The sequence below is a fragment of the Streptomyces sp. NPDC053432 genome (assembly GCF_055585365.1).
The window spans coordinates 181,375-205,640 of the sequence record NZ_JBVJKF010000007.1 but is presented as its reverse complement, the minus strand read 5'-3'; the positions used below and the strand labels follow the sequence as shown (position 1 = coordinate 205,640).

Genomic DNA, 24,266 nt, shown 5'->3' with positions numbered 1-24,266 from the left:
CCGCGCTGTCCGCCGGGGACAGGATAGGTGTCCTGTGCTTGTGCCTGGGCAAATGTCTCACCAGACGGCAGGTGGGGGGGCCGTACGGGGGTGTGTCCGCCCCGGGGGTGGTGTGCTCTCGCACGCCCCGGCCGCGCGCCTGTTGCCTCGTGGCACGCCTTTGCCATACTTACGATGCCGTAGGTTACGGGCCCGTAACCTCGGCCCTGCCGGCCTCTCACCCTCAGGGGACCTCCATGACCACCAGTCCCGACCTGGTCGAGGACGTGTCCGCGTCCTCCGACGGGTCTGTGCCCTCCGCGACTCTCGGCGGCGAGAACAAGCGGTCCATCGAACAGATCGCCCTGCTGTTGTTCATCACGGTTCCCTTCGTGGCCCTGCTGGCGGCGGTGCCGCTGGTGTGGGGCTGGGGGGTGAGCTGGCTGGATCTCGGCCTGATGGTGTTCATGTACTTCGTGGCGTGCCACGGGATCACGGTCGGTTTCCACCGGTATTTCACGCACGGTTCCTTCAAGGCGAAGCGGCCGCTGCGGATCGCGCTGGCGGTGATGGGGTCGCTGGCGGTGGAGGGGCCGCTGGTGCGGTGGGTGGCCGATCACCGCAAGCACCACAAGTACTCCGACCACGAGGGGGACCCGCATTCGCCGTGGCGGTTCGGGGAGACGGTGCCGGCGCTGATGAAGGGGCTGTGGTGGGCGCACATCGGCTGGCTGTTCGACGAGGAGCAGACGGATCAGCAGAAGTACGCGCCCGATCTGATCAGGGATCCGGCGATCCGGCGGATCTCGCGTGACTTCATCTACTGGACGATGCTCTCGCTGGCGATCCCGCCGCTGGTCGGGGGGCTGGTGACGATGTCGTGGTGGGGTGCGTTCACGGCGTTCTTCTGGGGTTCGCTGGTGCGGGTCGCGCTGTTGCACCACGTGACGTGGTCGATCAATTCGATCTGTCACGCGGTGGGGAAGCGTCCGTTCAAGTCGCGTGACCGTTCGGGGAACGTGTGGTGGCTGGCGGTGCTGTCGTGCGGTGAGTCCTGGCACAACCTGCACCACGCGGATCCGACGTCGGCGCGTCACGGTGTGCTGCGCGGGCAGGTCGATTCCAGTGCGCGGCTGATCCGCTGGTTCGAGCGGCTGGGCTGGGCGACGGACGTGCGGTGGCCGTCAGCGTCCCGCATCGACGCCCGGCGCAGGGAAACCGCGTCGAACGCGGCATGATGGGGGACGTGGCGATCGACGGCGGTACTTCCAGCAGTGACAAGCCCAGGCGGGGACGCCGGGTGCGGATGACGGGCGCCGAGCGGCGCCAGCAGCTGCTGGACATCGGCCGGGCACTGTTCGCGGAGAAGGGCTTCGAGGGCACGTCGGTGGAGGAGATCGCGGCGAAGGCCGGGGTGTCCAAGCCGGTGGTGTACGAGCACTTCGGCGGCAAGGAGGGGCTGTACGCGGTCGTCGTGGACCGGGAGATGCGCCAGCTGCTGGACGGGGTGACGGGTGCGCTGACGGCCGGGCATCCGCGGGAGCTGCTGGAGCAGGCGGCTTTCGCGCTGCTGGACTACATCGAGTCGTACACGGACGGTTTCCGGATCCTGGTCCGCGATTCGCCGGTCGCGCAGTCGACGGGCACGTTCGCGTCGTTGATCAGTGACATCGCCACGCAGGTGGAGGACATCCTGGGTCTGGAGTTCAAGGCCCGGGGGTTCGACCCGAAGCTGGCCCCGCTGTACGCGCAGGCGCTGGTGGGGATGGTCGCGCTGACGGGGCAGTGGTGGCTGGACGTGCGCAGGCCGAAGAAGGCGGAGGTGGCCGCGCACCTGGTGAATCTGGCGTGGCACGGGCTGGACGGGCTGGAGTCGAAGCCGCAGCTGGTGGGCCGCCGCAAGAACTGAGTGCCCGCTGCCGGGTACGCGACGGCGCCCCGTCACCGGTGATCCGGTGACGGGGCGCCGTCGCGTGGTGCGGGTGCGCCGTGCTCGGTGCCTCGCGGGCGCGTCGTGCTCGGGTGCGCCGGTGTCAGGCGCAGGACTCCAGGGTGTGGGGTTCGAGGAATTCGAGCCGGTTGCCGACGGGGTCTTCGGAGTAGAAGCGGCGGTGGCCCGGCAGGTCGTCGTCCCAGACGACCTTGGCCCCCCGCTCCTCCAGTCTGCTCGCGTACTCGACGATGCCGGTCACGCGCAGCCCGGGATGGGCCTTGCGGGCGGGCCGGAAGTCCTCCTCGACGCCGAGGTGCAGCTGTACGGGTCCGGCGGCGAACCAGCAGCCTCCGCGTGCGGCGAGGACGGGCGGTTTGGGGATCTCGGTCATGCCGAGGACGTGGGTGTAGTAGGCGCGCAGGAGGGCCTCGGATCCGGGGGGCGCGGCGAGTTGGACGTGGTCCACGGCGGTGAGCATGGTCAGGCCTCCTTGCGGGCTACGGCGAAGATGCGGCGGAAGGGGAAGACGGTGCCGCGCGGTCCGGGCGGGTAGGCCTCGCGCAGCCGGTCGCGGTATTCGGTGAGGAAGGCGCGGACGGCGTCCTCGTCGTCGCCGAGGGCGGTGAGGACGGGCCGCAGCGCGGTGCCCTTGACCCAGTCGAGGACGGGGTCGGGGCCTTGGAGCAGCTGGTGGTAGGTGGTGTCCCAGACGTCGACGGCGCAGCCGAGTTCGGTGAGGCGGGCGAGGTACTCGGCGGGTTCGAGGAGGTGGGTGTAGCGGGCGCCGTGGCCGGCGAGCCGGGCGCGCCAGCGGGGGGTGTCGCAGAGTTCGGCGAGCAGGGCGTGGCTGGGGGCGGTGAAGTTGCCGGGGAGCTGGAAGGCGAAGGTGCCGCCGGGGCGCAGTCCGTTGATCCAGGCGCCGAAGGAGCCGGGGTGGCTGGGGACCCATTGGAGGGCGGCGTTGGAGACGATCAGGTCGTAGGGCTCGTCGGGCAGCCAGGAGGCGAGGTCGGCGTGCTGGAAGTCGAGGCTGCCGCCGCCGGCGGTGGGGCCGGCGTGTTCCTGTTCGGCGCGGTGGAGCATCTCCGGGGAGAGGTCGAAGCCGGTGATCTTGGCGTCGGTCCAGCGGTCGGCGAGGAGTGCGGTGACGTTGCCGGGGCCGCAGCCGAGGTCGGCGATGCGGGCGGGGTCGGTGGGGAGCTCGGGTATGCGGGTCAGCAGGTCGAGGAAGGGCCTGGTGCGGTGGCCGGAGTGGCGCAGGTACTGCTGGGGGTCCCAGGTGGGTGCGGACGGCGCGGTGGACGTGGGGGTCCCTGCACGCGCGGTATCGGAATACATGTTCGAGCCTCCCTACTGGCGGGGCGGGCGGAAGCGGAATGAGTTCCGGGACGCTCCATGCCCCACCCTCGCAGCAATTATATCTTGACGTCAAGAAAGTTGTGGTCAAGATGCTTGACGTGAAGAGACTTCATGTCGACAGACCCCTTACACTGATCGGCATGGAGGACGAGGTCGACCGACTGGTAGCGGCATGGCGCCGGGAGCGCCCTGACCTCGACGTGGAACCGCTTGAGGTGCTGAGCCGCGTGAGCAGGCTCGCGCGGCACCTCGACCGCGCCCGCAGGCTGGCCTTCTCCGAGCACGGCCTGGAGCCCTGGGAGTTCGACGTACTGACCTCCCTGCGCCGCGCGGGAGCGCCCTACCAGCTCTCCCCCGGCCAGCTCCTGACGCAGACCCTCGTCACCTCCGGCACCATGACCAACCGCATCGACCGGCTCGCCAAGAAGGGCCTCGTCGAACGGCTTCCGGACCCCAGCGACCGCCGGGGGGTCCTCGTGCGGCTCACCCCCGAGGGCCGCGACCGCGCCGACCAGGCCCTCGCCGGGCTGCTGGCCCAGGAGCGGGCGATCCTCGCCCAGCTCTCCCAGCACCAGCGCGCGGACCTGGCCGGGCTGCTACGCCAGCTGACCGCTCCGTTCGACAACATCCCCGGCTAGCCCCAGATCGGCCGGCCGTACGCCCGCCCGCCGGGCCAGGGCCACAGCCGCCAGGGTGGAGTGCACGCCCAGCTTGCCCAGCACGTTCTGCATGTGCGTGCGGACCGTGTGGGGGGACAGGAACAGCCGCGCCGCCACGTCCTTGCGGCCCAGTCCGGCCACCATGCAGCGCAGCACCTCGTGCTCGCGCGGGGTCAGCGACTCGACCAGGCGCTCGCTGTCCGTGCGGTGCTTGCGCGCTGCCGTCAGCTCGCGCAGCACCCCGGTGAGCAGCGCGGGCGGCAGGTGGGTCTCCTCGCGCAGGACCCCGCGGATGACGGCCAGCAGCCGCGAGAGCGAGCAGTCCTTGGCCACCCAGCCCGAGGCGCCCGCCTGGAGCGCGTGCGCGGCCCGGCGCGGTTCGTCGCGCTCGGCCAGGACGACCGTGCGCACGCCGGGGTGGGAGCCCCGTACCGTCGCGACCAGCGCGATCCCGTCCGCGCCCGGCGGCGCGGCCCCGGCGCCCGGCTCGCGCTGGGCGGGCACGCCGCCCGAGGGGCCGGAGGCGCCCGCAGGCCCGGCCGCGGCGGCCAGGTCGGCGTCGACGAGCAGGACGTCGAAGCGGCGGCCCTCGGCCACCGCGCGTTCGAGGCAGCGCAGGGCGGCCGGACCACTGCCGGCCGCGGACACGTCCACGTCCGGCTCGGCCGCGAGCGCGGCTGCGAGCGATTCGGCGAAGATTCGGTGATCGTCGACGACGAGAACCCGGATACGAGCCACAAAACCCCCAAGGGTCGGGGAACGGACGACGGCGGGTACGGCGCCCGGACCGGGTGATCCGCAGCTGCCCCGGCCGCCGCCGAGACATCTCTGCACTACCCCGGACCGGCCGCCGTACCCGACGTGTCTCGACCCCTGAATCAACACCGGCCCCCACCGGTGTCACGCATCAGCGTAGGGCCGGGGGCGGCGCGCGGTTGGCCGAATAGCAGAAGTTTTCCCCGCGATTTTCCAGCGGGCGCGGCCCGAACGGGCTTTGTGGTGGCTTGAATTCGACTGCCCTGAAGGTCCGGATGACGGCATCCGCACCGGCCTGTGCCACGGGCAGTTGCACGGGGTGTGTTTCACCCGGCGTGTGCACGCCGGGCGCCCGCGCACAGCGCTCGCCCACCGCGCGCCCGGGGCATGCGCGCGCCCCCCGCACCGGAGGGTGCGGGGGGCGCGTGGGAAAGCGGTGAGCAGGGTGGTTCAGGAGGCGTCCCTGCGCGCGAAGTTCCACGCGTCCGTGATGATGCCGGTGAGATCGGTGCGGCTCGGGGTCCAGCCCAGGCGCTCGTGGGCCGTGCGCGCGGAGGCCACCAGCTTCGCCGGGTCGCCGGCCCTGCGCGGGGCGACGACCTCGGGGATCTCGTGGCCGGTCACCTTGCGGACGGTCTCGACGACCTCGCGGACCGAGAACCCGCTGCCGTTGCCCAGGTTGCAGATCAGGTGCTCGCCGGCTGCGGCGTTCTCCAGCGCGGCCAGGTGGGCCTCCGCCAGGTCCGCGACGTGGATGTAGTCGCGCACGCAGGTGCCGTCGGGGGTCGGGTAGTCCTCGCCGAACACCGAGATCGCCTCCCGCTCGCCCAGGGCGACCTGGAGCACCAGCGGGATCAGGTGGGTCTCGGGGCTGTGGCGCTCGCCGAACTCCTTGTAGGCGCCGGCCACGTTGAAGTAGCGCAGGGACACCGCGGCCAGGCCGTGCGCCACGCACTCCCCCGCGATCATGTGGTCGACGGCCAGCTTCGAGGCGCCGTACGGGTTGGTCGGCGCGGTCACCGAGGCCTCGGTCAGCAGGCCCTCGGCCGGCTCCCCGTAGGTGGCGGCGGTGGAGGAGAACACCAGCTTGCCGACGCCCGCCTCGCGCATCGCGGCCAGCAGGGCGAGGGTGCCGCCGACGTTGTTCTCCCAGTACTTGCCCGGGTTCACCACGGACTCGCCGACCTGCGAGGAGGCCGCGAAGTGCAGGACGCCGTCGAAGGAGGCGTCCACGTACCGCGCGGCGTCCTGGATCCGGCCCTCGATGAAGGAGGCGCCCGCCGGGACGCCCTCGCGGAAGCCGGTGCTGAGGTCGTCGAGGACGGTCACCTCGTGGCCGGCCTCCAGCAGGTGCGCCGCGACCACGCTGCCGACGTATCCGGCGCCACCGGTTACAAGGTACTTGCTCACTCCACTACTGCCTCTCCCAGGGAAACGCGCACGGGGGTACGCGCGTGCTAGGAGACTGGCTTACCGGATGAGGCGGCTCCGGAGGAAATCCTGGCCCCGCTCAGGCTTCCCCGGGACCCCGCGGCGGGGCCGCCCGGTCCAGCAGACCGGTACGGGCGGCCAGCGCGGCCGCCTCCAGCCGCGAGCCCACGCCCAGCTTCATCAGGACCCGCTGCACGTGCGTCCGGGCGGTGCTCGGGGCGATGGCCATGCCCGCCGCGATCAGCCGGGTGTCCTCCCCCTCCGCGACCCGCACCAGCACCTCCACCTCGCGCGGGGTCAGCATCCGCAGCAGCCTGCTGCCCTCGTCGTCGGGCTGGGCCGCGGGGTTCAGGAGCTCCGCGAACGCCCCCTGGAGCAGCTGGGGCGCGATCGCCGGCTCCCCCGCCCGCGCCTTGGCCAGGGCCCGCTCCACGCCCTCGATCCGCTCGTCCTGGCGTACGTAGCCCGAGGCGCCCGCGGCGAAGGCGGCGGCGATGCCGCGCGGGCTGGGCACCGGCCCCAGCACGACGACGGCGATCTGCGGGCGTTCCCGCTTGATCCGTACGACCGGCTCGAAGACCCCGGGTTCGGCCGGGGTCGCCGTCCCCAGCAGACAGACCTCGGGGGCCCGGCCGATGACCAGTTCGGCGGCGCCCGCGGTCGGGGCGGTGGCCGCCAGCACCCGGTGGCCGCGCAGTTTCAGGGCAGAGGCGAGCGCCTCGGCCAGCAGCCGGTGGTCGTCGACCACCACGACCCGTACGCCCATTGAGGCACCCACCCCCGAATCATCTGACCCGGCAAGCTACACGCTTGTTCGACGGTGCGCGCCGGTATCGACGCAGAAGCCCCCGGAAGGACGGACCTTCCGGGGGCTTCCGGCCACTTGCGCACGGTTGTTCGCCGCGGCCTTCGCGCGCCGCGGCCTTCGCGCGCCGCGGCGCGGGCGTCAGCTCGCGGTGAAGGAGATGAAGAGGTACTCCGGGTCGCTCTTCTCCGAGTACGGCTTGCGGACCGAGGTGCGGGAGATGAAGAGCTTGCCCTTGTGGTAGCGGTATTCGGAGTATTCGGGCGAGAAGGCGATCTCGGCCCGCTGGGTCGCCTTGTCCGCCGGGTTCTCCATGAGGAGGGTTTCCTTCATGGTCCTGCCGTCGATGCTGACGATCTGGCCGCCCTTGTCGTACGGGGGCTCCTTGTAGGCGATGATGTTCGGCCCGTCCATGCGCAGCGGCGTGATCTGGTAGCGCTCGCCCGCGTCGGCGCGGTCGGTGGTCTGCTTGCCCGTCTCAAGGTCGAAGGAGAGCACCTCGTTGGTGCGGCTCATGCCCTCCTTGCCCTGGTGCTCGTACGAGGGCAGGTAGAGCTTGCCGTTGCCGACGACCATGCCGGTGCACTTCTCGACCTCGGTGGCCGCGCACTTGCCGTCGAAGGTGCCGGAGGTGAGCGCGATGCGCGCCTTCAGCTCGCCCTTGTCGTCGACGACGAAGAGGTCGCTGACGCCGGTGGCGTTCTTCGCGGTCTTGCCGACGTCGGCGGCGACGATCAGCGGCTTGGTGGAGACGATGCCGGCGTAGTCGATGCCCGGGGAGAGCTTGTAGGAGGCCTTGGGCGCTCCGGTGGCCGGGTCCAGGACCTGCGCGTACAGCGTGTAGTTGGGGCTCTGGCCGCACTTGCGGATGACGGCGAGGGCCTCGCCGCCGGCGTAGCCGGTGTCGCGGCACTGTTCGGCGTCGACCTTGGGGAGCCACAGGGGCTTGCCGTCGGCGAGGTTCCAGGCGGCGCCTCCGATGGAGATGTCGGCGGCGGCCACGGTGTTGCCGCTGATGGTGACCTCGCGCAGGTTCGCGGGCCGGTCGCCGCCGCTGGCGCTCTTGGCGTTGCCGGACCAGACGAGCTTGCCGCCGTCCAGGTCGATGACGCCGACCTCGCTGCACGCGGGGTACTTGTTCTCGGCCGTCGGCTGGGTGGGCCGGAAGAGGATCGCGGACTTGTTCTGGCTGACGTGCTTGGTCGCTCCGCAGACCTCGCCCGGGAGCGGGATCTCCCACTTCTTGCCGCCGTCGACCAGGTTGTAGCCGACGACCTTGGACACGTCGGACTTCACGTAGGTGGAGTCGGTGATCCAGGAGCCGGTGGTGCCGACCTGTTCGGCGGGCTGCGGGCTGGGCAGGTTGAAGAGGGTCTTCGCCTTGGGGTTGGAGGGCGCGGTCTCCGTGCCCGCCTGGCCTTCCTGGGGCTTGTCGTTGCCCGTGGGGGTGCTGCCGCCCGCGGTGGTCTGCCTGCCGTCGCCCCCGCCGTCGCCGGAGGCGTACCAGAGGCCGCCGCCGACGATGAGGACGATGGCCAGCAGGGCCGCGCCGACGATCATCAGCTGGTTGCGCTTGTCGTTGCCGCCGCCGGCCGGGGCGCCGGGCGCCGGGGGCTGGGCGGCGTACATGGGCGCGGTGGCGGGCTGGGGCTGCTGCGGGTAGCCGTAACCGGGCCCGGGCTGCGGGTATCCGTACGCGGGCTGTCCGGGGGCCTGGCCCGGGGCCGGCGGTGCGGCCGGCGGCGGACCGGGCTGGGCCGCGGGCTGGACCGGCATGGTCGGGGGCTGGGCCGGAGGCTGCTGCGCGGGCACCGGCGGCCCGGGCGGCGGAGGCGGGGCGAACCCGCCCTGCGGGGGATCCTGCGGCGCTCCGAAGCCGCCGGACGGCGGCTGGCTGGGGGGCGGCGGGGTACTCATGTGTTGCTACTGCCTCTCGGTGGGCGGCTGTCGGACACGTTCACTTTCCGAAGACCATGAGGAGCTTCTCTTCCTTGCCCTCGGCCTTGAGGTGGCCGGTGGAGATGAAGAACCGTCCGTCCACGTAGTCGGCCTCCGGGAGACGGAACGAGTGCTCGATGGGTGCGGCGGGGCCCGAGGGGTTGCGCAGGAGTGCGGTGGGGGTGCCGCCGGCGGCGGGGATCGAGAGGATCTCGCCGCCCTTGTCCTCCTCGGCCTGGCGGTAGAAGACCAGCTGTCCGCCCGCGGCCTTGAGCGGGGTGACGGTGCGCTTGTCGCCGGCCGGGGTACGCCACTTGACCTTGCCGGTGGCCAGGTCGAAGGCGACGATCTCGTTCGCCTTGCCGCCCGACTCCTTGGTGGCCAGGTAGAGGGTGTTGTCGGCGACGGCCGAGGAGTCGCACGTCGTCAGGGAGTGGAAGAGTCCGCTGTCGCCGCAGCCGACGGGGAAGTTGCCTTCGCCGGTGAGGGTGGCGGTCTGCTTCCCGTCGGGGCCGATGACCACGATGGAGCGCTCCTTGCTCTCCTCGTTGCCAAGGTCGAGCACGAGCGGGTCCACCGAGTAGATGCTGGTGACCTTGAACTTCGGGGGGAGCCGGAAGGTCCAGTTCTTCTTGCCGGTGACCGGGTCGGTGCCCTGTACCTCGCCGGTGCTGTTCTCGTCCTGGCAGGTGGCGAGGGCGATCATCCGGCCGTTGCCCGACGTGTAGGAGTCGGGCTGGCAGCCCTCGGCCTGGTTGCTGCCGAACAGCCTGTCACCGGTGCTGACCTTGAAGGCGCTGGCGTTGCCGCCGCGGCTGATGGCGACGGTGTCGCCGGTGATGTCCACCGAGGGGCTGGTGAAGAGGTCGAACAGCCCTTCCTTGGGCACCTCCTTCGACCAGACCTCCTTGCCCGTCTTGAGGTCGACCACGCGCATCTGGGTGCAGGAGGCGGTGTCCGACTCGCCTTCCCTGTACATGACGACCGTCTTGCCGTCGGCGGTGGTCTGCGGGGTGGTGGCGCAGATCAGGGCGGGGAAGGGGAGCGTCCACCGCTCCTTGCCGTCGGCGGCCGAGTAGGCGGTGAGGGACTTCCAGACGCCCTTGACGACGGTGTCGCCGACCACCCACTGGCCCGGGGAGTCCACGCCCATGCCGGGGCCGTCGATCTTGACCATCTTGAGCCAGAGGACCTTGTCCTCGCCCTGCTTGCGGCCGGAGTTGAGGTCGGCGTCCTGGCTGCCGTTGCCGCTGCCGTCGCCCTTGTCCACGGAGGCCGACGCGGAGGGCTTGCCGTCGGAGGGCGACTCCTGCGCGAGGGGCTTCTTCGGGTCGTCGCCCTTGACGAAGGCGACGTAGCCGACGCCGCCGGCGAGCAGGAGCGCCGCCACGGAGGCGGCGATCAGGACGGTGAGCTTCTTCTTCGGCGGCGTCCCGGGCGCGGGCGGCGGCGTCCCGGGCGGACCGGGGGGCGGCGGCGGGTAGCCGTAGCCGTACATCGGCTGCGTGGGGGGCTGCTGGGCGTAGGGGTTCGCGCCCTGCGGCGGATATCCGTAGGCCGAAGGCTGCGGCGGGCCGGGGAGGTGCCCGTAACCGGAGGGTGTCGGCGGCTGGTTCGGCGGCTGGGGCGACTCGGTCATCAGCGCACCTTTTCGGATTCGGAAGGGTCGTGGGGGATGACCTTTCTATCACTGGCAGGCCACGCACATCGGGCCGGTCCTCGCCCTGTACCCAAGGGAGGACCGGCCCGTGACGCCGTCGTTATCGGCCCGGCTACTGGGCCTCCTCGGCCAGTTCGAGCCAGCGCATCTCCAAATCGTCGCGCTCCGAGAGGAGTTCGCGCAGCTCCGCGTCGAGCTTGGCGACCTTGTCGTAGTCGGTGGAGTGCTCGGCGATCTGCGCGTGCAGGTTGCTCTCGCGGTCGGCGAGCTTGTTCAGCTGGCGCTCGATCTTCTGGAGTTCCTTCTTCGCCGCGCGGGAGTCCCCGGACGAGGTGGACTTCGCGGCGGCAGCGGCGGGCGCGGGCGCCGGGGCGGCCGCCTCGATCATCCGCCGGCGGCGCTCCAGGTACTCGTCCAGGCCGCGCGGCAGCATCCGCAGGCTCGCGTCGCCGAGCAGGGCCATCACCGTGTCGGTGGTGCGCTCGATGAAGAACCGGTCGTGGGAGATCACGATCATCGAGCCGGGCCAGCCGTCGAGGAGGTCCTCCAGCTGGGTCAGGGTCTCGATGTCGAGGTCGTTGGTGGGCTCGTCGAGGAAGAGGACGTTGGGCTCGTCCATCAGCAGGCGCAGGATCTGCAGCCGGCGCCGCTCACCGCCGGAGAGGTCGCCGACGGGCGTCCACTGCTTCTCCTTGGTGAAACCGAACTGCTCGCACAGCTGGCCCGCCGTCATCTCGCGGCCCTTGCCGAGGTCGACGCGGTCGCGGACGCGCTGGACGGCCTCCAGGACCCGCAGGGACGGGTCGAGTTCGCCGACCTCCTGCGAGAGGTAGGCGAGCCGGACGGTCTTGCCGACGGTGACCCGGCCGGCGGCGGGCTGGGACTCGCCCTGGGTGCGGGCGGCCTCTGCCAGGGCACGCAGGAGGGAGGTCTTGCCGGCGCCGTTGACGCCGACGAGTCCGATGCGGTCACCGGGGCCCAGGTGCCAGGTGAGGTGCTTGAGGAGGACCTTGGGGCCGGCGTGGACGCTGACGTCTTCGAGGTCGAAGACGGTCTTGCCGAGACGGGCGTTGGCGAAGCGCATCAGCTCGGACTTGTCGCGCGGCGGCGGCACGTCGGCGATCAGCTCGTTGGCCGCCTCGATGCGGTAGCGCGGCTTGGAGGTGCGGGCCGGGGCGCCGCGGCGCAGCCAGGCCAGCTCCTTGCGCATCAGGTTCTGCCGCTTCTGTTCCTCGGTGGCGGCGATCCGCTCGCGTTCGGCGCGGGCGAAGACGTAGTCGCTGTAGCCGCCCTCGTACTCGTGGACGTCTCCGCGCTGGACGTCCCACATGCGGGTGCAGACCTGGTCGAGGAACCAGCGGTCGTGGGTGACGCAGACGAGGGCGGAGCGGCGGGCCTGGAGGTGGCCGGCCAGCCAGGAGATGCCCTCGACGTCGAGGTGGTTGGTGGGCTCGTCGAGGACGAGGAGGTCCTGGTCGGCGATGAGCAGTTTGGCGAGCGCGATCCGGCGGCGCTCGCCGCCGGAGAGCGGGCCGATGACGGTGTCGAGGCCCTGGCCGAAGCCGGGCAGGTCGAGCCCGCCGAAGAGGCCGGTCAGCACGTCGCGGATCTTGGCGTTGCCGGCCCACTCGTGGTCGGCCATGTCCCGGATGATCTCGTGGCGGATGGTGGCCGCGGGATCGAGGGAGTCGTGCTGGGTGAGGACGCCCATGCGCAGGCCGCCCGACTGGGTGACGCGCCCGGTGTCGGGCTCCTCCAGCTTGGCCAGCATGCGGACGAGGGTGGTCTTGCCGTCGCCGTTGCGGCCGACGACACCGATCCGGTCCCCCTCGGATACGCCGAGGGAGATGCCGTCGAGCAGGGTACGTGTGCCGTACACCTTGCTGACTGCCTCGACATTGACCAGATTGACGGCCATCAGACGCGCTCCAGGGAAGGGGTGTGGATCAGCCCCTCAGCCTAACGCGCCGGGCAGCGCCGGACCGTTCCACCAGGAGCCAGCCGCCCAGTGCCATCGCGATGGCGGCCGGCGCGGTGACGGGAACGGCGATCAGGGTGGCGGTGTGCCCGTCGAGCAGCCCGCCGAGGCCGGTCATGGAGAGCCCGAGGATGCCGAGGAGGCACAGGGTGATGCCGGCGGCGGCGCGGGGGCCGCTTCCGGAGCCGGCGGGGGCCGCGGGGGCCGGACGGGCCGGGGCCTCGAAGCGGCGGAAGCAGGCGACGAGCAGCGCGGTGAGGCCCGCGGCGGCGGCGATCCTGACGGGCGCCTGCGCCCACCAGGCGGCGGTGGCGGGCTCGGGCAGGGCGATCCCGAGGGCGACCTGGGCCCCGTACACGGCGAGCATGGCGGTGAGGTGCCACAGGAAGGCGGTCATGGCGATCCCGTTGGCGGCGACGACGCCGCGCCAGACCCGGGGGCGGGCCAGCCAGGCGGTGGCGGGCCCCGCCAGGAGCTGGACGGCGCCGACGAGCCACAGGCCGTGGCAGAGCAGCGCCAGGGTGGGCGGGGCCATGTTGGAGACCTTCTCGCCGGGCATCCCGACCATGGACAGCGGGTACGGACCGTACGCCACGAGCAGCGCGGCCCCGGCGAGGCCCGCGGCGGCGAGGAGGGCGGGGCGGCGGATCCGGCCGTCGGCGCGGAGGAAGCCGAGCTGGTGGACGGCGAGCCAGACGAAGCCGAAGTTCAGGAACTCCACGTACGGCACGCCGAGCGCGAAGCGCAGTACGTCCACGGCGGCGGCCGCGCCGGCCAGGGCCGCGAAGGCGGCCCAGCCGCGGCGCTCGTGCAGCTTCAGCAGCGGCGGGGTGAAGGCGACCATGGCGAGGTAGATCCCGATGAACCAGAGCGGCTGCGTGACCATCCGCAGCGCGGCCCCGCTCAGCCGCCCGTCACCGGCTCCGGCGAGCTGCACGCCGAGCGCGAGGGCGGCCCAGACGAGGACGAAGACGAGCGTGGGCCGCAGCAGGCGGCGCAGCCGGGCGCGCAGGAAGTCGGCGTAGACGGGCCGGCCGTCGCCGCGCCGCAGCAGGGAGCGGTAGGACAGCGCGTGCGAGAACCCGCCGACGAAGAAGAACACCGGCATGACCTGCAGCGCCCAGGTGAGCACCTGGAGCCGTGGCACGACGGCGAGGAGGTTCCCTATGCCGCCGCTGCTGACGGCGGCCATCAGCCAGTGCCCGGCGACGACGGTGCCCAGGGAGGCGGCCCTCAGCAGATCCACGTACCGGTCCCGTCCGGCGGGGGTGGCCTCGGCGATGTCGCGTGCGCTGGCTGTCATGTCCCCACGGTCGCCCGCCGGCCGGCTCCGCCGACAGGGTGCGGGTACTCAACTCCGGCCTGAGTACGGGCGCGGCCCGGCTCCGGGCGAAGATGCCGCTGCGCGGCACCCTGGGCTCCGCCCAGACCCGCGCCTCAAACGCCGGCGAGGCTGGATGTGCCCCGGGGGGGGCTGCATGTCCCGGAGGGGCTGGACATCCCGCAGGGGCTGGACATCCCGGAGAGGCTGGTTTTGCCCTCCGGGGCATCCAGCCGCACCTGGCGGGCGGCAGCAGCCAAATCCAGCCTCGCCGGCGTTTGAGGCGCCGCCGGAGGCAGACCCGGGCCCGCCCGGGCTTCGTGAGCCGCCCCCGGAGATCCACGCCGGCCTGCAATGGGGGCGCCGCCGGGGCGATATGCGGCCCTCCGGCGTTTGAGGAGCGGGGGCTGGGGCGGAGCCGCAGGGGGCCGCGCAGCGGCGTCCGGCCCGCGGGGCTACGCCAGGACCACCGCTCCGGGGGCCGGGGCCGAGGCCACGCGGGTGGTGCGGCACGTGCCCGAGGCTTCCAGGGCCGCGGCCACCTTCAGCGCGGCTTCCGGGTCGCGGACCAGGAAGGCCGTGGTCGGGCCCGAGCCCGAGACCAGCGCGGCCAGCGCGCCCCCCTCGACGCCCACCGCCAGCGTCGCGGCCAGCGACGGCCGCAGCGACAGCGCCGCCGACTGGAGGTCGTTGGACAGGGCGCCCGCCAGCGCGTCCGGGTCGCCGGAGGCGAGGGCCGCGAGGAGGGCCGGGGAGGCCACGGGCTCCGGGATCTCCCGGCCCTCGGTCTCGGCGAGCCGGTCGAACTCGCGGAACACCGCCGGCGTGGACAGCCCGCCGTCGGCCACCGCGAACACCCAGTGGAACGCGCCCGCCTCCACGGGCGTCAGCAGCTCGCCGCGCCCCGTGCCGAGCGCGGCCCCGCCGACCAGGCTGAAGGGGACGTCGCTGCCGAGCTCCGCGCACAGGTCCAGCAGCTCGGCCCGCGGGGTGTTCAGCCCCCACAGCGCGTCGCAGGCCACCAGGGCCGCCGCGCCGTCCGCGCTGCCGCCCGCCATGCCCCCGGCCACCGGGATGTTCTTGGCGATGTGCAGGTGCACCGAGGGGGAGATGCCGTGCCGCGCCGCGAGGATCTCCGCGGCCCGCGCGGCCAGGTTCGTACGGTCCAGCGGCACCTGGTCGGCATCCGGGCCGGTGCAGGTGACGGTGAGGGAGTCCGCGGGTGCCGCCGTGACCTCGTCGAAGAGGGAGACGGCGAGGAAGACGTTGGCGAGGTCGTGGAAGCCGTCGGGGCGCGCCGCGCCCACCGCCAGCTGGACGTTGACCTTCGCGGGGACGCGTACGGTCACGCTCGTGCTCACAGCGCCGGCCTTTCCGCCTGCGGCTTGTGCTCGGCGATCGCGGCGAACTGCTCGACCGTCAGCGACTCCCCGCGCGCCTGCGGGGAGATCCCGGCGGCGACCAGCGCCTCCTCGGCGCCCGCCGCCGAACCGGCCCAGCCGGCCAGCGCGGCGCGCAGCGTCTTGCGGCGCTGCGCGAAGGCGGCGTCGACGACCGCGAACACCTCCGCCTTCGAGGCGGTGGTCTTGATCGGCTCGGTGCGGCGGACGAGGGAGACGAGGCCGGAGTCGACGTTGGGGGCGGGCCAGAAGACCTTGCGGCCGATGGCGCCGGCCCGCTTGACGTGCGCGTACCAGTTGGCCTTGACCGAGGGCACCCCGTACACCTTGTTGCCGGGTTCGGCGGCGAGCCGGTCGGCGACCTCCGACTGCACCATGACGAGGGTCCGCTCGATGCTCGGGAAGCGGTCGAGCATGGTCAGCAGCACCGGCACGGCCACGTTGTAGGGCAGGTTGGCGACGAGCGCGGTGGGCGCCGGCCCGGGCAGCTCGGTGACGAGCATCGCGTCGGAGTGGACCAGCGCGAAGCGGTCCATGCGGCCGGGCATCCGCGCCTCGATGGTGGCGGGCAGCGCGGCCGCGAGGATGTCGTCGATCTCGACGGCGGTGACCCGGTCGGCGGCCTCCAGCAGAGCGAGCGTCAGCGAGCCCAGTCCCGGCCCGACCTCGACGACCACGTCGTCGGGCCGCACCTCGGCGGTGCGCACGATCCGGCGCACCGTGTTGGCGTCGATGACGAAGTTCTGCCCCTTCTGCTTCGTCGGCTTCACGCCGAGTACGGCGGCCAGCTCCCGGATGTCGGCGGGGCCGAGGAGGGCGTCGGAAGGGGCGGGGTGGTTCTCGTTGGGCTGCTGCTCTGCGGTGCTCACCGCCCAAGCCTACGGCCGCAGTGCGGCCACGGGCTCGCCCCCCGCTGCACGTAGAGCTTCTTCGCCCGGTACGTCTGCTCCGAGGCCGGTGCGTCCTGGGGGCGGCCGCTGCCGCCGAGGGCCTGCCAGGTGCGGACGTCGAACTGGTAGAGGCCGCCGTACGTGCCCGAGGCGTCGGTGGCGGTGGGGCGGCCGCCGGACTCGCACTGGGCGAGGGCGGCCCAGTCGAGGCCGTCGGCACCGGAGACGGAGGTGGGCAGCGGCTTCGTGCCGACCTTGACCAGCTGGGTGACGGGCTCGCGGACGACCTCCTCGGCGATGCGGCGGGGTTTCTGCCGGACCCCGTTGACGGTGCGCAGGCCGTAGGTGACCCGGCGGGCGCCGGGCCGGCCGGCGCGTTCGACGACTTCGGTGCCGGTGAAGAGGGAGGGGTCCTCGGTCTTCTCGACGGCGTAGGGGATGCGCTCCTCCCGGACCTCGCGGGTGCCGGTGATGCGGAGCACGGTGACGGTCTGTCCGTCGCGGGGGAAGGAGTCCGGGGGGACGGAGGTGGTGTCCTGGCCGTGGAGGGTGATGCCGGCCTGGTCGAGGGCTTCCTGGACGCTGGCCGCGTTGGTGCGGATGGTGCGTTCGCTGCCGTCGGCGAGGAAGGTGACGCTGCGCTCGGTGCGGACGCTGAGGGCGAGGCCCGTGCGGGGGACGGGGGCCTCGCGGGGTGAGGAGAGGAAGGCGCCCTCGGCGCGGATGCCGAGCTGGCGCAGGGCGCCCTCGACGGTGCGGGCGGTCGTCCACACCTGGCGGGGCTGGCCGTCGAGGGTCAGGCGCAGGGGGCGGCCGTAGCGGACGATGACCTCTTCGCCGTCGTCGAGGGGTTCGCCGGGGGCGGGGGCGACGAGGTCGTGGGGGCCGACGCCGAGGCCTTCGGAGGCCAGCAGTTCGTCGACGTCGTCGGCGAAGGTGTGCAGGTTCCTCGGGACTCCGTCCACGGTGAGCCGGACGGTCTTGTCGGCGGCGACGAAGGCGGTGGTGCCGCCGGCGAGGAAGGCGACGACGAGTGCTTGCGGCACGATCCGCCGCCAGGTCCCTCCCGGGAGGGGCGGGGGTACGGCCGTGGCCCGCCGGCGTCCGGTGCCGGGCCCTGCGGGGGCCGACAGGCCGGGGGCCTCGCCGCCCCGGCGGCGGCCGGTGCCCGGCCCGGCGCGGCGCCTTCCGGCTCCTGGCGGGGCCTCCCCGCCCGGGGCGGGCTCGGCGGGGGCACCGCGCCGTCGGCCGGGTCCCGGCGGGGCGGGGGCGGTGACCGTCCCGCCGCCCGCCGCTGCCCGGCGGCGGCCCGTGGCCGTTGCCGGTGCGGCTGCGGGTGCGGCGTCCTGTGGTGCGGGGGCGGCCGACCGGTCGGACTCCTGCCCGCGCGCCCGCCGCCGCGCGCCCCGGCCGCCGGAGCCCCGGGGCGTCGGCACCTCCGGCCCGGCCGCTCCGGGTCCTGAGGTGCCGGCGGCGGCCGGCCGGGCGCCCGGCCCGGGACTGCCGCGGCGGTGACTGCCCTGCGTTTCGCTCACGACGCTCGCTCCCCTGGTGGTCGGCACCCGCTGGTTCGGGGCACGGCACCATAGCGGAGGAGTCGTCACACTCCAAAGTCGTACGACTACTCAGGGTGGCGTCAGTAGCCGAACGCGCGCGCCGTGTTGGCCGCCAGGGCCGTGGCCATCGCGTCCTCGCCGATGCCGCGCACGGCGGCCATGGCCCGCACCGTCAGCGGAATGAGGTACGGCGCGTTGGGCCGGCCGCGGTACGGCGCCGGGGTCAGGTACGGGGCGTCGGTCTCCACGAGGACGAGTTCCAGCGGGGCCACGGCCAGGGCCTCGCGCAGCGGGGCCGCGTTCTTGAAGGTGACGGTCCCGGCGAAGGACATGTAGTACCCGGCGGCGGCGCACTCGCGGGCCATCTCGGCGTCCCCGGAGTAGCAGTGGAAGACGGTCCGCTCCGGGGCGCCCTCCTCGCGCAGCACGCGCAGGACGTCCGCGTGGGCCTCGCGGTCGTGGATGACGAGCGCCTTGCCCTGCCGCTTGGCGATCTCAATGTGGGCGCGGAAGGAACGCTCCTGCGCGGCCATCCCCTCCGGCCCGGTGCGGAAGTAGTCCAAGCCGGTCTCGCCGACCGCCTTGACGTGGTCGAGGGCGGCCAGCGCCTCGATCTCCGCGAGCGCCTCGTCCAGGGCCGCGTCGCCGCCGCCGGCCCGGGCGCCCTGCCGGGACCAGCCGTCGGGATCCCCGTGCACGATGCGCGGGGCCTCGTTGGGGTGCAGGGCCACCGCCGCGTGGACGTTCTCGTACGCCGCCGCCGTCTCGGCGGCCCACCGGGAGCCCTTCACGTCGCAGCCCACCTGGAAGACGGTGGTCACCCCGACCGAGGCGGCCTTGGCGAGGCCCTCCTCGACGGTGCCGGACTGCATGTCCAGGTGGGTGTGCGAGTCCGCGACCGCCACCCGGAGGGGTTCGGGCAGCGGCGGCGGTGCGTCTTTCGAGGAGGGGCTCATGCGGCCGATCTTATGACCGGCGGAAGATCCCCATCAGCCGGGAGAGCCGGCCCCGGCTCCGCTCCGGCTCGTCGACCGGGACGGGACCCGGTGCGTCGTGCCTGCGCGGCTTGGGGGTCCGCGGTTCGTTCGCCCCGGCCGGCACCGGTCCGGCGATCCCGGGGGCGATGCGGTGGTGGTAGAGCCGGTCGATCGTGCCGAGCACCGAGGAGACCTGACCGGCCCGCATGATCCGCACGACGTGGCCGCCGCAGTTCATGCAGGTCGGGTTGGACAGCGGGGAGGGCACCCGCTCGCCGCTGACCATGTACATGATGAACGGCTCGCCCCGGCCGTCCACGTGGTGTTCTATCGCGTAGGCCTGCTCCCAGGCGTATCCGCACTTCATGCAGGCGAAGGAGTACGCCTCGTGCACGGTCTGCACGGGAGCGGATACAGGGCCGGGTCCCGCGGCGGCGACGGGGACCGGGGTGTCAGCGATCTCACTCATGCCAGCTCCTCTTGTTCCACTGGTGCCATTGCCAGTGGACGCCTCTTCGGGCGGGAGCGCATCAGGCCCTGTCTACTGTTGGACGGTCTTTGGGCGACTCATGCCCCAAAGCGCCCGGTGCGCGGTCTGAGCTTTGCTTTTCAGGTTAGCTCTTTACCGACCTGGGGCACCTTTTCAGCCGCATTCTTTGCCGCCACCACCGCGTCGAACACGTCCCGCTTGGGTACTCCGGCCTCCGCCGCGACCGCCGCGATGGCCTCCTTGCGGCGCTCCCCCGCCTCCTCGCGCACCCGTACCCGGCGCACCAGCTCCTCGGCGTCCACGTCCCCGGGCCCGGCCGCGGGGGCGCCTTCGACCACCACGGTGATCTCGCCGCGCACGCCCTCGGCCGCCCACACCGCCAGCTCGCCGAGGCCGCCGCGCCTGACCTCCTCGTACGTCTTCGTCAGCTCGCGGCACACGGCGGCCCGCCGGTCCGCGCCGAAGACCTCGGCCATCGCGGCCAGGGTGTCGTCGAGCCGGTGCGGGGCCTCGAAGTAAACGAGCGTGCGCCGCTCGCCCTCGACCTCGCGCAGCCGGCCGAGGCGCTCGCCCGCCTTGCGCGGCAGGAACCCCTCGAAGCAGAAGCGGTCCACGGGCAGCCCGGACAGGGCGAGCGCGGTGAGCACGGCGGAGGGCCCCGGGACGGCGGTGACCTTGATGTCCTTCTCCACGGCGGCGGCCACGAGCCGGTAGCCGGGATCGGAGACGGAGGGCATGCCGGCGTCGGTGACCAGCAGGACGCGCTTGCCGTCCTCCAGCGCTTCGACGAGCTCGGGGGTGCGCGCGGACTCGTTGCCCTCGAAGTACGAGACGACGCGCCCGGTGGTGTGCACGCCGAGCCCCTGGGTCAGCCGGCGCAGCCGCCGGGTGTCCTCGGCGGCGACCACGTCGGCCCGCTCCAGCTCGGCCGCGAGCCGCGGCGGGGCGTCCGCGAGATCGCCGATGGGCGTCCCGGCGAGGACGAGCACGCCTGCTGTGGAGGAGGGTTCGGTACGGAGGGGCTGGTCAGTCGTCACCGGCCCATCCTCTCAGTCCCGGGGCCCGCCGCCCCCCGGGTACTGGGGCGCACACGGATCTCTTCCCTACGATGTGCCGGTGACCAGTACCGCGACGCCGCCGCCCAGCCCCGCGGGGGCACCTCCCGCCCTGCCGTCGGGGCGGGCCGAAGAGCAGCCCACCTGGCTGCGCCGCCTGCGCGGCTTCGGTTACGCACCGCCCGCCGGCGCCTGCGCGCGCGGGGACCTCCGCACCCGCCTGGTGCCCCCGTACGCCCAGCCGTCCCCACAGCTGTGGATGACCTTCGGGCTGCGGCCCGAGGTGTGGGGGACGTGGAACCGGATCCTGGCGTGGGCGGGGCCGGTGCTGGTGGCACTGGTCGCCGGGGTGCTGCGGTTCGTGCACCTGGGCAGCCCCAAGGCGGTGATATTCGACGAGACGTACTACGCCAAGGACGCCTGGGCCACGATCAAGCAGGGCTATGAGGCGAGCTGGCCCAAGGACATCGACAAGCTGATCCTCGACAACCCGCACGCGGTCGCCCTTCCGGCGGACGCCGGCTACGTCGTGCACCCGCCCGTCGGCAAGTGGGTCATCGGGCTGGGCGAGTGGATGTTCGGCTTCAACCCCTTCGGCTGGCGGTTCATGACCGCCGTGCTCGGCACCCTGTCGGTGCTTATGCTGTGCCGGATCGGGCGCCGCCTGTTCCGCTCCACCTTCCTGGGCTGCCTGGCGGGCGCGCTGCTCGCGGTGGACGGCCTGCACCTGGTGATGAGCCGGACCGCGCTGCTCGACCTGGTGCTGATGTTCTTCGTGCTGGCCGCGTTCGGGGCGCTGCTCATCGACCGGGACCGGACCCGGGCCCGGATCGCGGAGGCGCTGCCGGTGGACGAGGAGGGCCGGACCCGGCCCGACCTGAAGGTCGCCGAGACGCTGCGGCTGGGCTGGCGCCCGTACCGGATCCTGGCGGGCGTCTGCCTGGGTCTGGCCGCGGGCACAAAGTGGAACGGCTTCATCGCGCTGGCGTTCTTCGGCGTCCTGACCGTCTTGTGGGACGCGGCCGCGCGCCGCACCGCGGGCGCGGGGGCTCCGTACGCGTCGATGCTGCGCCGCGACGCGCTGCCCGGCTTCCTGTCGACCGTGCCGGTCGCGATCGTCACGTACCTGGTCTCCTGGTCGGGCTGGATCCTCAGCCCGGACAACGGCAAGGGCGGCTACCTGCGCGACTGGGCGGCCAAGTACGACCAGAAGAGCTCGCTGTCGTTCCTGCCGGAGTGGGTGCGCAGCCTGTGGCACTACGAGACCGAGGTCTACAAGTTCCACGTCGGCCTGACCTCGGGGCACACCTACGAGTCGAACCCGTGGAGCTGGCTGGTCCTGGGCCGGCCCGTCTCCTACTTCTACGAGTCCCCGGCGCCCGGCACGGACGGCTGCCCGGCGACGGAGACGGGCAAGTGCGCCCGGGAGGTGCTGGCGCTGGGCACCCCGCTGCTGTGGTGGGCGGGCTGCTTCGCGCTGCTCTACGTCTTGTGGCGGTGGTTCTTCCGCCGTGACTGGCGGGCGGGTGCGATCGCGTGCGCGCTGGGCGCCGGCCTGCTGCCCTGGTTCAACTACCAGGAGCGGACGATCTTCTACTTCTACGCGGTGGTCTTCGTCCCGTACCTGTGCCTGGCGGTGGCGATGATGATCGGCGCCCTGCTCGGGCCGGCCGGTTCGAGCGAACGGCGGCGGGCGCTGGGCGCGATCGGGGCGGGCGTGCTGGTGCTGCTGATCGCGTGGAACTTCATCTACTTCTGGCCCATCTACACGGGCCAGACCCTGCCCATGGACTCGTGGCGGGGCCGGATGTGGCTGGACACGTGGGTGTGACCGCGTAGCCGGTTCGGACGTGAGGAGGGGCCTTCCCGGGCGGACCGGGAGGGCCCTCCTGCCATTTACCGCACCGTTTCGGCCATCGGGGATTCCGGTCCGGTAACAAGCGCGTGCTCCGCCGACCACACGGCGTAAGGTCCGCACCAAGGATTCTTTGAACATGTTCAGGGAATCGCGACTCGGGGGAGGACCGGAAATGAACGGGGCGGCCAAGGGCGCCATCGTCGGCGGAGTGTTCCTCGCACTCGTCGGCGGCGCCGGCTACGGGGTGTACGCGCTGGTCGGGGACAGCGGCGAAGGCGAGAAGGACGGCGGTACGGCTTCCGTCCAGGCGGCCAAGGACAGCGGGCCGATCACGGAGAAGGAGACCGTCGCCACCGCCAAGGCCTTCCTCGCCGCGTGGGCCGCGGGGGACTCGGCCGCGGCGGGCGCGCTGACGAACAACGCGCATGACGCGCAGCCCGCCGTCAGCGAGTTCAGGGCCCGGGCGTTCGTGTCGAAGGCGGTGATCACGCCCGGCGCGTACAACGGCACCAGCGTGCCCTTCAAGGTCGAAGCGGAGATCACGTACGAGGGGACCACCAAGCCCTTCGTCTACGACTCCGAGCTCACCGTGGTGCGCGGGCTGACCACCGGGAAGCCGCTGGTCGACTGGAAGGACTCGATCATCCACCCGCAGCTCCAGCGGGGCGAGCGGCTGCGCGCGGGCGCCCCCGCCACGGCGCCGGTGAAGGCCCTCGACCGCAATGGCAAGGAGCTGACGGCCGAGCAGTACCCCTCGCTGCGGACCGTGCTGGACGAGCTGCGCAAGGCGTACGGCGAGAGGGCGGGCGGCGCGAAGGGGGCCGAGGTGTGGATCGAGCCCTTCACCCCGAACGATCCCAGACGGACCCTGATGACCCTGGCCGAGGGCAGGCCGGGGGAGATCCAGACCGTGCTGGACGCCGATGTGCAGGCCGCGGCGGAGAAGGCGGTGGCCGAGTACGCCGAGGCCTCGGTGGTCGCGGTCCAGCCGAGCACGGGCGACATCCTGGCCGTGGCCAACCACCGCAAGGACGGCTTCAACGCGGCGATGCGGGGGGCGCGGGCGCCGGGCTCGACGATGAAGATCGTGACGGGGGCCATGCTGATCGAGAAGGGCCTGGTGGCGGCGGACCGGCCGGCGGCCTGCCCGGCGACCGCCACGTGGGAGGGGCGGACCTTCCACAACCTGAACAACTTCAAGTCGGAGGGCGAGACCTTCGCGTCGAGCTTCGCCAGGTCCTGCAACACCGCCTTCATCAGCCTGATCGACGACGTGCGCGACAACGGCGCGCTGCCGCGGGAGGCGAAAGAGGTCTTCGGCATCGGGCTCGACTGGAAGACCGGGATCCCCTCGCGGGACGGGTCGGTCCCCGATGCCTCGGGGGCGGGCGCGGCCGCCGCGTACATCGGCCAGGGCACGATCACGATGAACCCGCTGAACGTCGCCTCGATCACGGCCACGGCCCGGACGGGGGTGTTCCGCCAGCCGGTGATCGTGAAGCCCTCGCTGGACGGGCGCAGCCTCGCCACGGCCTCGCGGGCCCTGAAGCCGGGGGTGTCGGCGCAGCTGGTGAAGATGATGAAGCTGACGGCGACGAACGGCACCGCCCGCGAGGCGATGGCCGCCGTGGGCGGCTCCGACAAGGGCGCGAAGACCGGCTCCGCGGAGGTCGACGGCGCGGGCAGCCCGGACAGCTGGTTCACCGGCTTCAGCGGCGACGTGGCCGCGGCGGCGATGGTCGAAGCGGGTGGCCACGGCGGCGAGGCGGCGGGCCCGATCGTGGCGCGCGTCCTGAACGCGGGGTAGCCCTCCCGGGCGGGGTCGGGCCGGCCCTGCGCGGCTCCGCCGTCTGCCTCCCGGCGGGGCCGTCTGGGGGGTGCGGCGCCGTTCCGGGGGCTCTGCCCCCGCACCCCCGCGCCTCAAACGCCGGCGAGGCTGGATTTGCCGGGCCGGAGGCTTCGGAGGTGCGGGTCGGTCCGCGGGGGCCCTCCGGGGCGACTCCTCGTCGTCGCGCCTGCGGGCACCGCAAGACCGCTGAACGAGGTTGCGCGCTCCTCCCGCGGGGACGCCCCTGCGCGCCCCCGCGCCTCAAACGCCGGCGAGGCTGGATTTGCCGGCCGGGGGCTTCGGAGGTGCGGGTCGGTCCGCGGGGGCCCTCCGGGGCGACTCCTCGTCGTCGCGCCTGCGGGCACCGCAAGACCGCTGAACGAGGTTGCGCGC

20 protein-coding genes are annotated in these 24,266 nt (G+C 72.8%); 5 read left to right on the top strand and 15 right to left on the bottom strand.

Annotation, left to right across the window (positions count from 1 at the left end; translation table 11 throughout):
• Nucleotides 1-236: 236 nt before the first annotated feature.
• Both ACZ6Y1_RS14710 and ACZ6Y1_RS14705 read left to right on the top strand, forming a co-directional pair.
• Nucleotides 237-1,217: an acyl-CoA desaturase gene (locus ACZ6Y1_RS14710; RefSeq protein WP_469628004.1), complete on the top strand. Its 981-nt coding sequence runs from the start codon at nucleotides 237-239 to the stop codon at nucleotides 1,215-1,217.
• Nucleotides 1,214-1,888, top strand: a complete 675-nt coding sequence (locus ACZ6Y1_RS14705) for a TetR family transcriptional regulator (protein ID WP_384591860.1) — start codon at nucleotides 1,214-1,216, stop codon at nucleotides 1,886-1,888. The genes ACZ6Y1_RS14710 and ACZ6Y1_RS14705 overlap by 4 nt, the downstream gene beginning before the upstream one ends.
• A gap of 124 nt (nucleotides 1,889-2,012) precedes the next feature.
• Here ACZ6Y1_RS14705 and ACZ6Y1_RS14700 read toward each other — a convergent pair whose 3' ends face one another.
• Together ACZ6Y1_RS14700 and ACZ6Y1_RS14695 are read right to left on the bottom strand one after the other, a co-directional pair.
• The gene (locus ACZ6Y1_RS14700; RefSeq protein WP_469628001.1) at nucleotides 2,013-2,390 is read right to left on the bottom strand and encodes a VOC family protein; all 378 of its coding nucleotides are present in this window, start codon (nucleotides 2,388-2,390) and stop codon (nucleotides 2,013-2,015) included.
• A 2-nt stretch (nucleotides 2,391-2,392) separates the two neighbouring features.
• Complete coding sequence (locus ACZ6Y1_RS14695) at nucleotides 2,393-3,250, bottom strand: trans-aconitate 2-methyltransferase (RefSeq protein WP_469627998.1); 858 nt, start codon at nucleotides 3,248-3,250, stop codon at nucleotides 2,393-2,395.
• A gap of 161 nt (nucleotides 3,251-3,411) precedes the next feature.
• On the opposite strand from ACZ6Y1_RS14695, the gene ACZ6Y1_RS14690 reads away from it, so the two are divergent.
• Nucleotides 3,412-3,909 (top strand): MarR family winged helix-turn-helix transcriptional regulator, encoded by a 498-nt coding sequence (locus ACZ6Y1_RS14690; RefSeq protein WP_384591851.1) that lies wholly within the window; start codon nucleotides 3,412-3,414, stop codon nucleotides 3,907-3,909.
• On the opposite strand, the gene ACZ6Y1_RS14685 is transcribed toward ACZ6Y1_RS14690, so the two are convergent.
• The 13 genes from ACZ6Y1_RS14685 to rsmI form a co-directional block, all read right to left on the bottom strand.
• Nucleotides 3,868-4,668 (bottom strand): LuxR C-terminal-related transcriptional regulator, encoded by an 801-nt coding sequence (locus tag ACZ6Y1_RS14685; protein WP_469627994.1) that lies wholly within the window; start codon nucleotides 4,666-4,668, stop codon nucleotides 3,868-3,870. The two genes, ACZ6Y1_RS14690 and ACZ6Y1_RS14685, sit on opposite strands and share 42 nt — an antisense overlap.
• A gap of 468 nt (nucleotides 4,669-5,136) precedes the next feature.
• Entirely contained in the window at nucleotides 5,137-6,096 is a 960-nt protein-coding gene (gene galE / locus ACZ6Y1_RS14680) for a UDP-glucose 4-epimerase GalE (RefSeq protein ID WP_469627991.1), read from the bottom strand.
• Nucleotides 6,097-6,196: 100 nt separating this feature from the next.
• Nucleotides 6,197-6,883 (bottom strand): response regulator transcription factor, encoded by a 687-nt coding sequence (locus tag ACZ6Y1_RS14675; RefSeq protein WP_469628300.1) that lies wholly within the window; start codon nucleotides 6,881-6,883, stop codon nucleotides 6,197-6,199.
• Between the two features lie 180 nt (nucleotides 6,884-7,063).
• Nucleotides 7,064-8,698 carry an outer membrane protein assembly factor BamB family protein gene (locus tag ACZ6Y1_RS14670; protein ID WP_469627988.1) on the bottom strand — a complete coding sequence of 545 codons (1,635 nt, stop codon included), beginning with the start codon at nucleotides 8,696-8,698 and terminating at the stop codon, nucleotides 7,064-7,066.
• A gap of 181 nt (nucleotides 8,699-8,879) precedes the next feature.
• The gene (locus tag ACZ6Y1_RS14665; protein WP_469627984.1) at nucleotides 8,880-10,499 is read right to left on the bottom strand and encodes an outer membrane protein assembly factor BamB family protein; all 1,620 of its coding nucleotides are present in this window, start codon (nucleotides 10,497-10,499) and stop codon (nucleotides 8,880-8,882) included.
• A 133-nt stretch (nucleotides 10,500-10,632) separates the two neighbouring features.
• Entirely contained in the window at nucleotides 10,633-12,438 is a 1,806-nt protein-coding gene (locus ACZ6Y1_RS14660) for an ABC-F family ATP-binding cassette domain-containing protein (RefSeq protein ID WP_469627981.1), read from the bottom strand.
• A 28-nt stretch (nucleotides 12,439-12,466) separates the two neighbouring features.
• Nucleotides 12,467-13,801, bottom strand: a complete 1,335-nt coding sequence (locus ACZ6Y1_RS14655; RefSeq protein ID WP_469627977.1) for an acyltransferase family protein — start codon at nucleotides 13,799-13,801, stop codon at nucleotides 12,467-12,469.
• 473 nt (nucleotides 13,802-14,274) lie between these two features.
• Nucleotides 14,275-15,180 (bottom strand): 4-(cytidine 5'-diphospho)-2-C-methyl-D-erythritol kinase, encoded by a 906-nt coding sequence (locus ACZ6Y1_RS14650; RefSeq protein WP_469627974.1) that lies wholly within the window; start codon nucleotides 15,178-15,180, stop codon nucleotides 14,275-14,277.
• A complete protein-coding gene (gene rsmA, locus ACZ6Y1_RS14645; protein WP_469627971.1) occupies nucleotides 15,177-16,088 on the bottom strand; it encodes a 16S rRNA (adenine(1518)-N(6)/adenine(1519)-N(6))-dimethyltransferase RsmA in 912 nt (303 codons plus the stop codon). The genes ACZ6Y1_RS14650 and rsmA overlap by 4 nt, the downstream gene beginning before the upstream one ends.
• Entirely contained in the window at nucleotides 16,085-17,644 is a 1,560-nt protein-coding gene (locus tag ACZ6Y1_RS14640; RefSeq protein WP_469627968.1) for a ubiquitin-like domain-containing protein, read from the bottom strand. The genes rsmA and ACZ6Y1_RS14640 overlap by 4 nt, the downstream gene beginning before the upstream one ends.
• Before the next feature lie 101 nt (nucleotides 17,645-17,745).
• Nucleotides 17,746-18,621, bottom strand: coding sequence for a TatD family hydrolase (locus tag ACZ6Y1_RS14635; protein ID WP_469627965.1), 876 nt, complete (start codon nucleotides 18,619-18,621; stop codon nucleotides 17,746-17,748).
• Between the two features lie 10 nt (nucleotides 18,622-18,631).
• Nucleotides 18,632-19,111, bottom strand: a complete 480-nt coding sequence (locus ACZ6Y1_RS14630) for a hypothetical protein (protein WP_469627963.1) — start codon at nucleotides 19,109-19,111, stop codon at nucleotides 18,632-18,634.
• Between the two features lie 140 nt (nucleotides 19,112-19,251).
• The gene (rsmI, locus tag ACZ6Y1_RS14625) at nucleotides 19,252-20,169 is read right to left on the bottom strand and encodes a 16S rRNA (cytidine(1402)-2'-O)-methyltransferase (protein ID WP_469627960.1); all 918 of its coding nucleotides are present in this window, start codon (nucleotides 20,167-20,169) and stop codon (nucleotides 19,252-19,254) included.
• Between the two features lie 79 nt (nucleotides 20,170-20,248).
• Here rsmI and ACZ6Y1_RS14620 point away from each other — a divergent pair, with 79 nt between their 5' ends.
• Both ACZ6Y1_RS14620 and ACZ6Y1_RS14615 read left to right on the top strand, forming a co-directional pair.
• The gene (locus tag ACZ6Y1_RS14620; RefSeq protein WP_469627958.1) at nucleotides 20,249-22,018 is read left to right on the top strand and encodes a dolichyl-phosphate-mannose--protein mannosyltransferase; all 1,770 of its coding nucleotides are present in this window, start codon (nucleotides 20,249-20,251) and stop codon (nucleotides 22,016-22,018) included.
• Nucleotides 22,019-22,217: 199 nt separating this feature from the next.
• Nucleotides 22,218-23,852 (top strand): penicillin-binding transpeptidase domain-containing protein, encoded by a 1,635-nt coding sequence (locus tag ACZ6Y1_RS14615; RefSeq protein WP_469627955.1) that lies wholly within the window; start codon nucleotides 22,218-22,220, stop codon nucleotides 23,850-23,852.
• Nucleotides 23,853-24,266: the final 414 nt, after the last annotated feature.

Excerpts from the sequence above, each read along its gene's own strand:
- ACZ6Y1_RS14710 (WP_469628004.1), top strand. The coding sequence starts at position 237 with ATGACCACCAGTCCCGACCTGGTCGAGGACGTGTCCGCGTCCTCCGAC.
- ACZ6Y1_RS14705 (WP_384591860.1), top strand. The coding sequence starts at position 1,214 with ATGATGGGGGACGTGGCGATCGACGGCGGTACTTCCAGCAGTGACAAG.
- ACZ6Y1_RS14700 (WP_469628001.1), bottom strand. The coding sequence starts at position 2,390 with ATGCTCACCGCCGTGGACCACGTCCAACTCGCCGCGCCCCCCGGATCC.
- ACZ6Y1_RS14695 (WP_469627998.1), bottom strand. The coding sequence starts at position 3,250 with ATGTATTCCGATACCGCGCGTGCAGGGACCCCCACGTCCACCGCGCCG.
- ACZ6Y1_RS14690 (WP_384591851.1), top strand. The coding sequence starts at position 3,412 with ATGGAGGACGAGGTCGACCGACTGGTAGCGGCATGGCGCCGGGAGCGC.
- ACZ6Y1_RS14675 (WP_469628300.1), bottom strand. The coding sequence starts at position 6,883 with ATGGGCGTACGGGTCGTGGTGGTCGACGACCACCGGCTGCTGGCCGAG.
- ACZ6Y1_RS14670 (WP_469627988.1), bottom strand. The coding sequence starts at position 8,698 with ATGCCGGTCCAGCCCGCGGCCCAGCCCGGTCCGCCGCCGGCCGCACCG.
- ACZ6Y1_RS14665 (WP_469627984.1), bottom strand. The coding sequence starts at position 10,499 with ATGACCGAGTCGCCCCAGCCGCCGAACCAGCCGCCGACACCCTCCGGT.
- ACZ6Y1_RS14660 (WP_469627981.1), bottom strand. The coding sequence starts at position 12,438 with ATGGCCGTCAATCTGGTCAATGTCGAGGCAGTCAGCAAGGTGTACGGC.
- ACZ6Y1_RS14655 (WP_469627977.1), bottom strand. The coding sequence starts at position 13,801 with ATGACAGCCAGCGCACGCGACATCGCCGAGGCCACCCCCGCCGGACGG.
- ACZ6Y1_RS14635 (WP_469627965.1), bottom strand. The coding sequence starts at position 18,621 with ATGAGCCCCTCCTCGAAAGACGCACCGCCGCCGCTGCCCGAACCCCTC.
- ACZ6Y1_RS14630 (WP_469627963.1), bottom strand. The coding sequence starts at position 19,111 with ATGAGTGAGATCGCTGACACCCCGGTCCCCGTCGCCGCCGCGGGACCC.
- ACZ6Y1_RS14615 (WP_469627955.1), top strand. The coding sequence starts at position 22,218 with ATGAACGGGGCGGCCAAGGGCGCCATCGTCGGCGGAGTGTTCCTCGCA.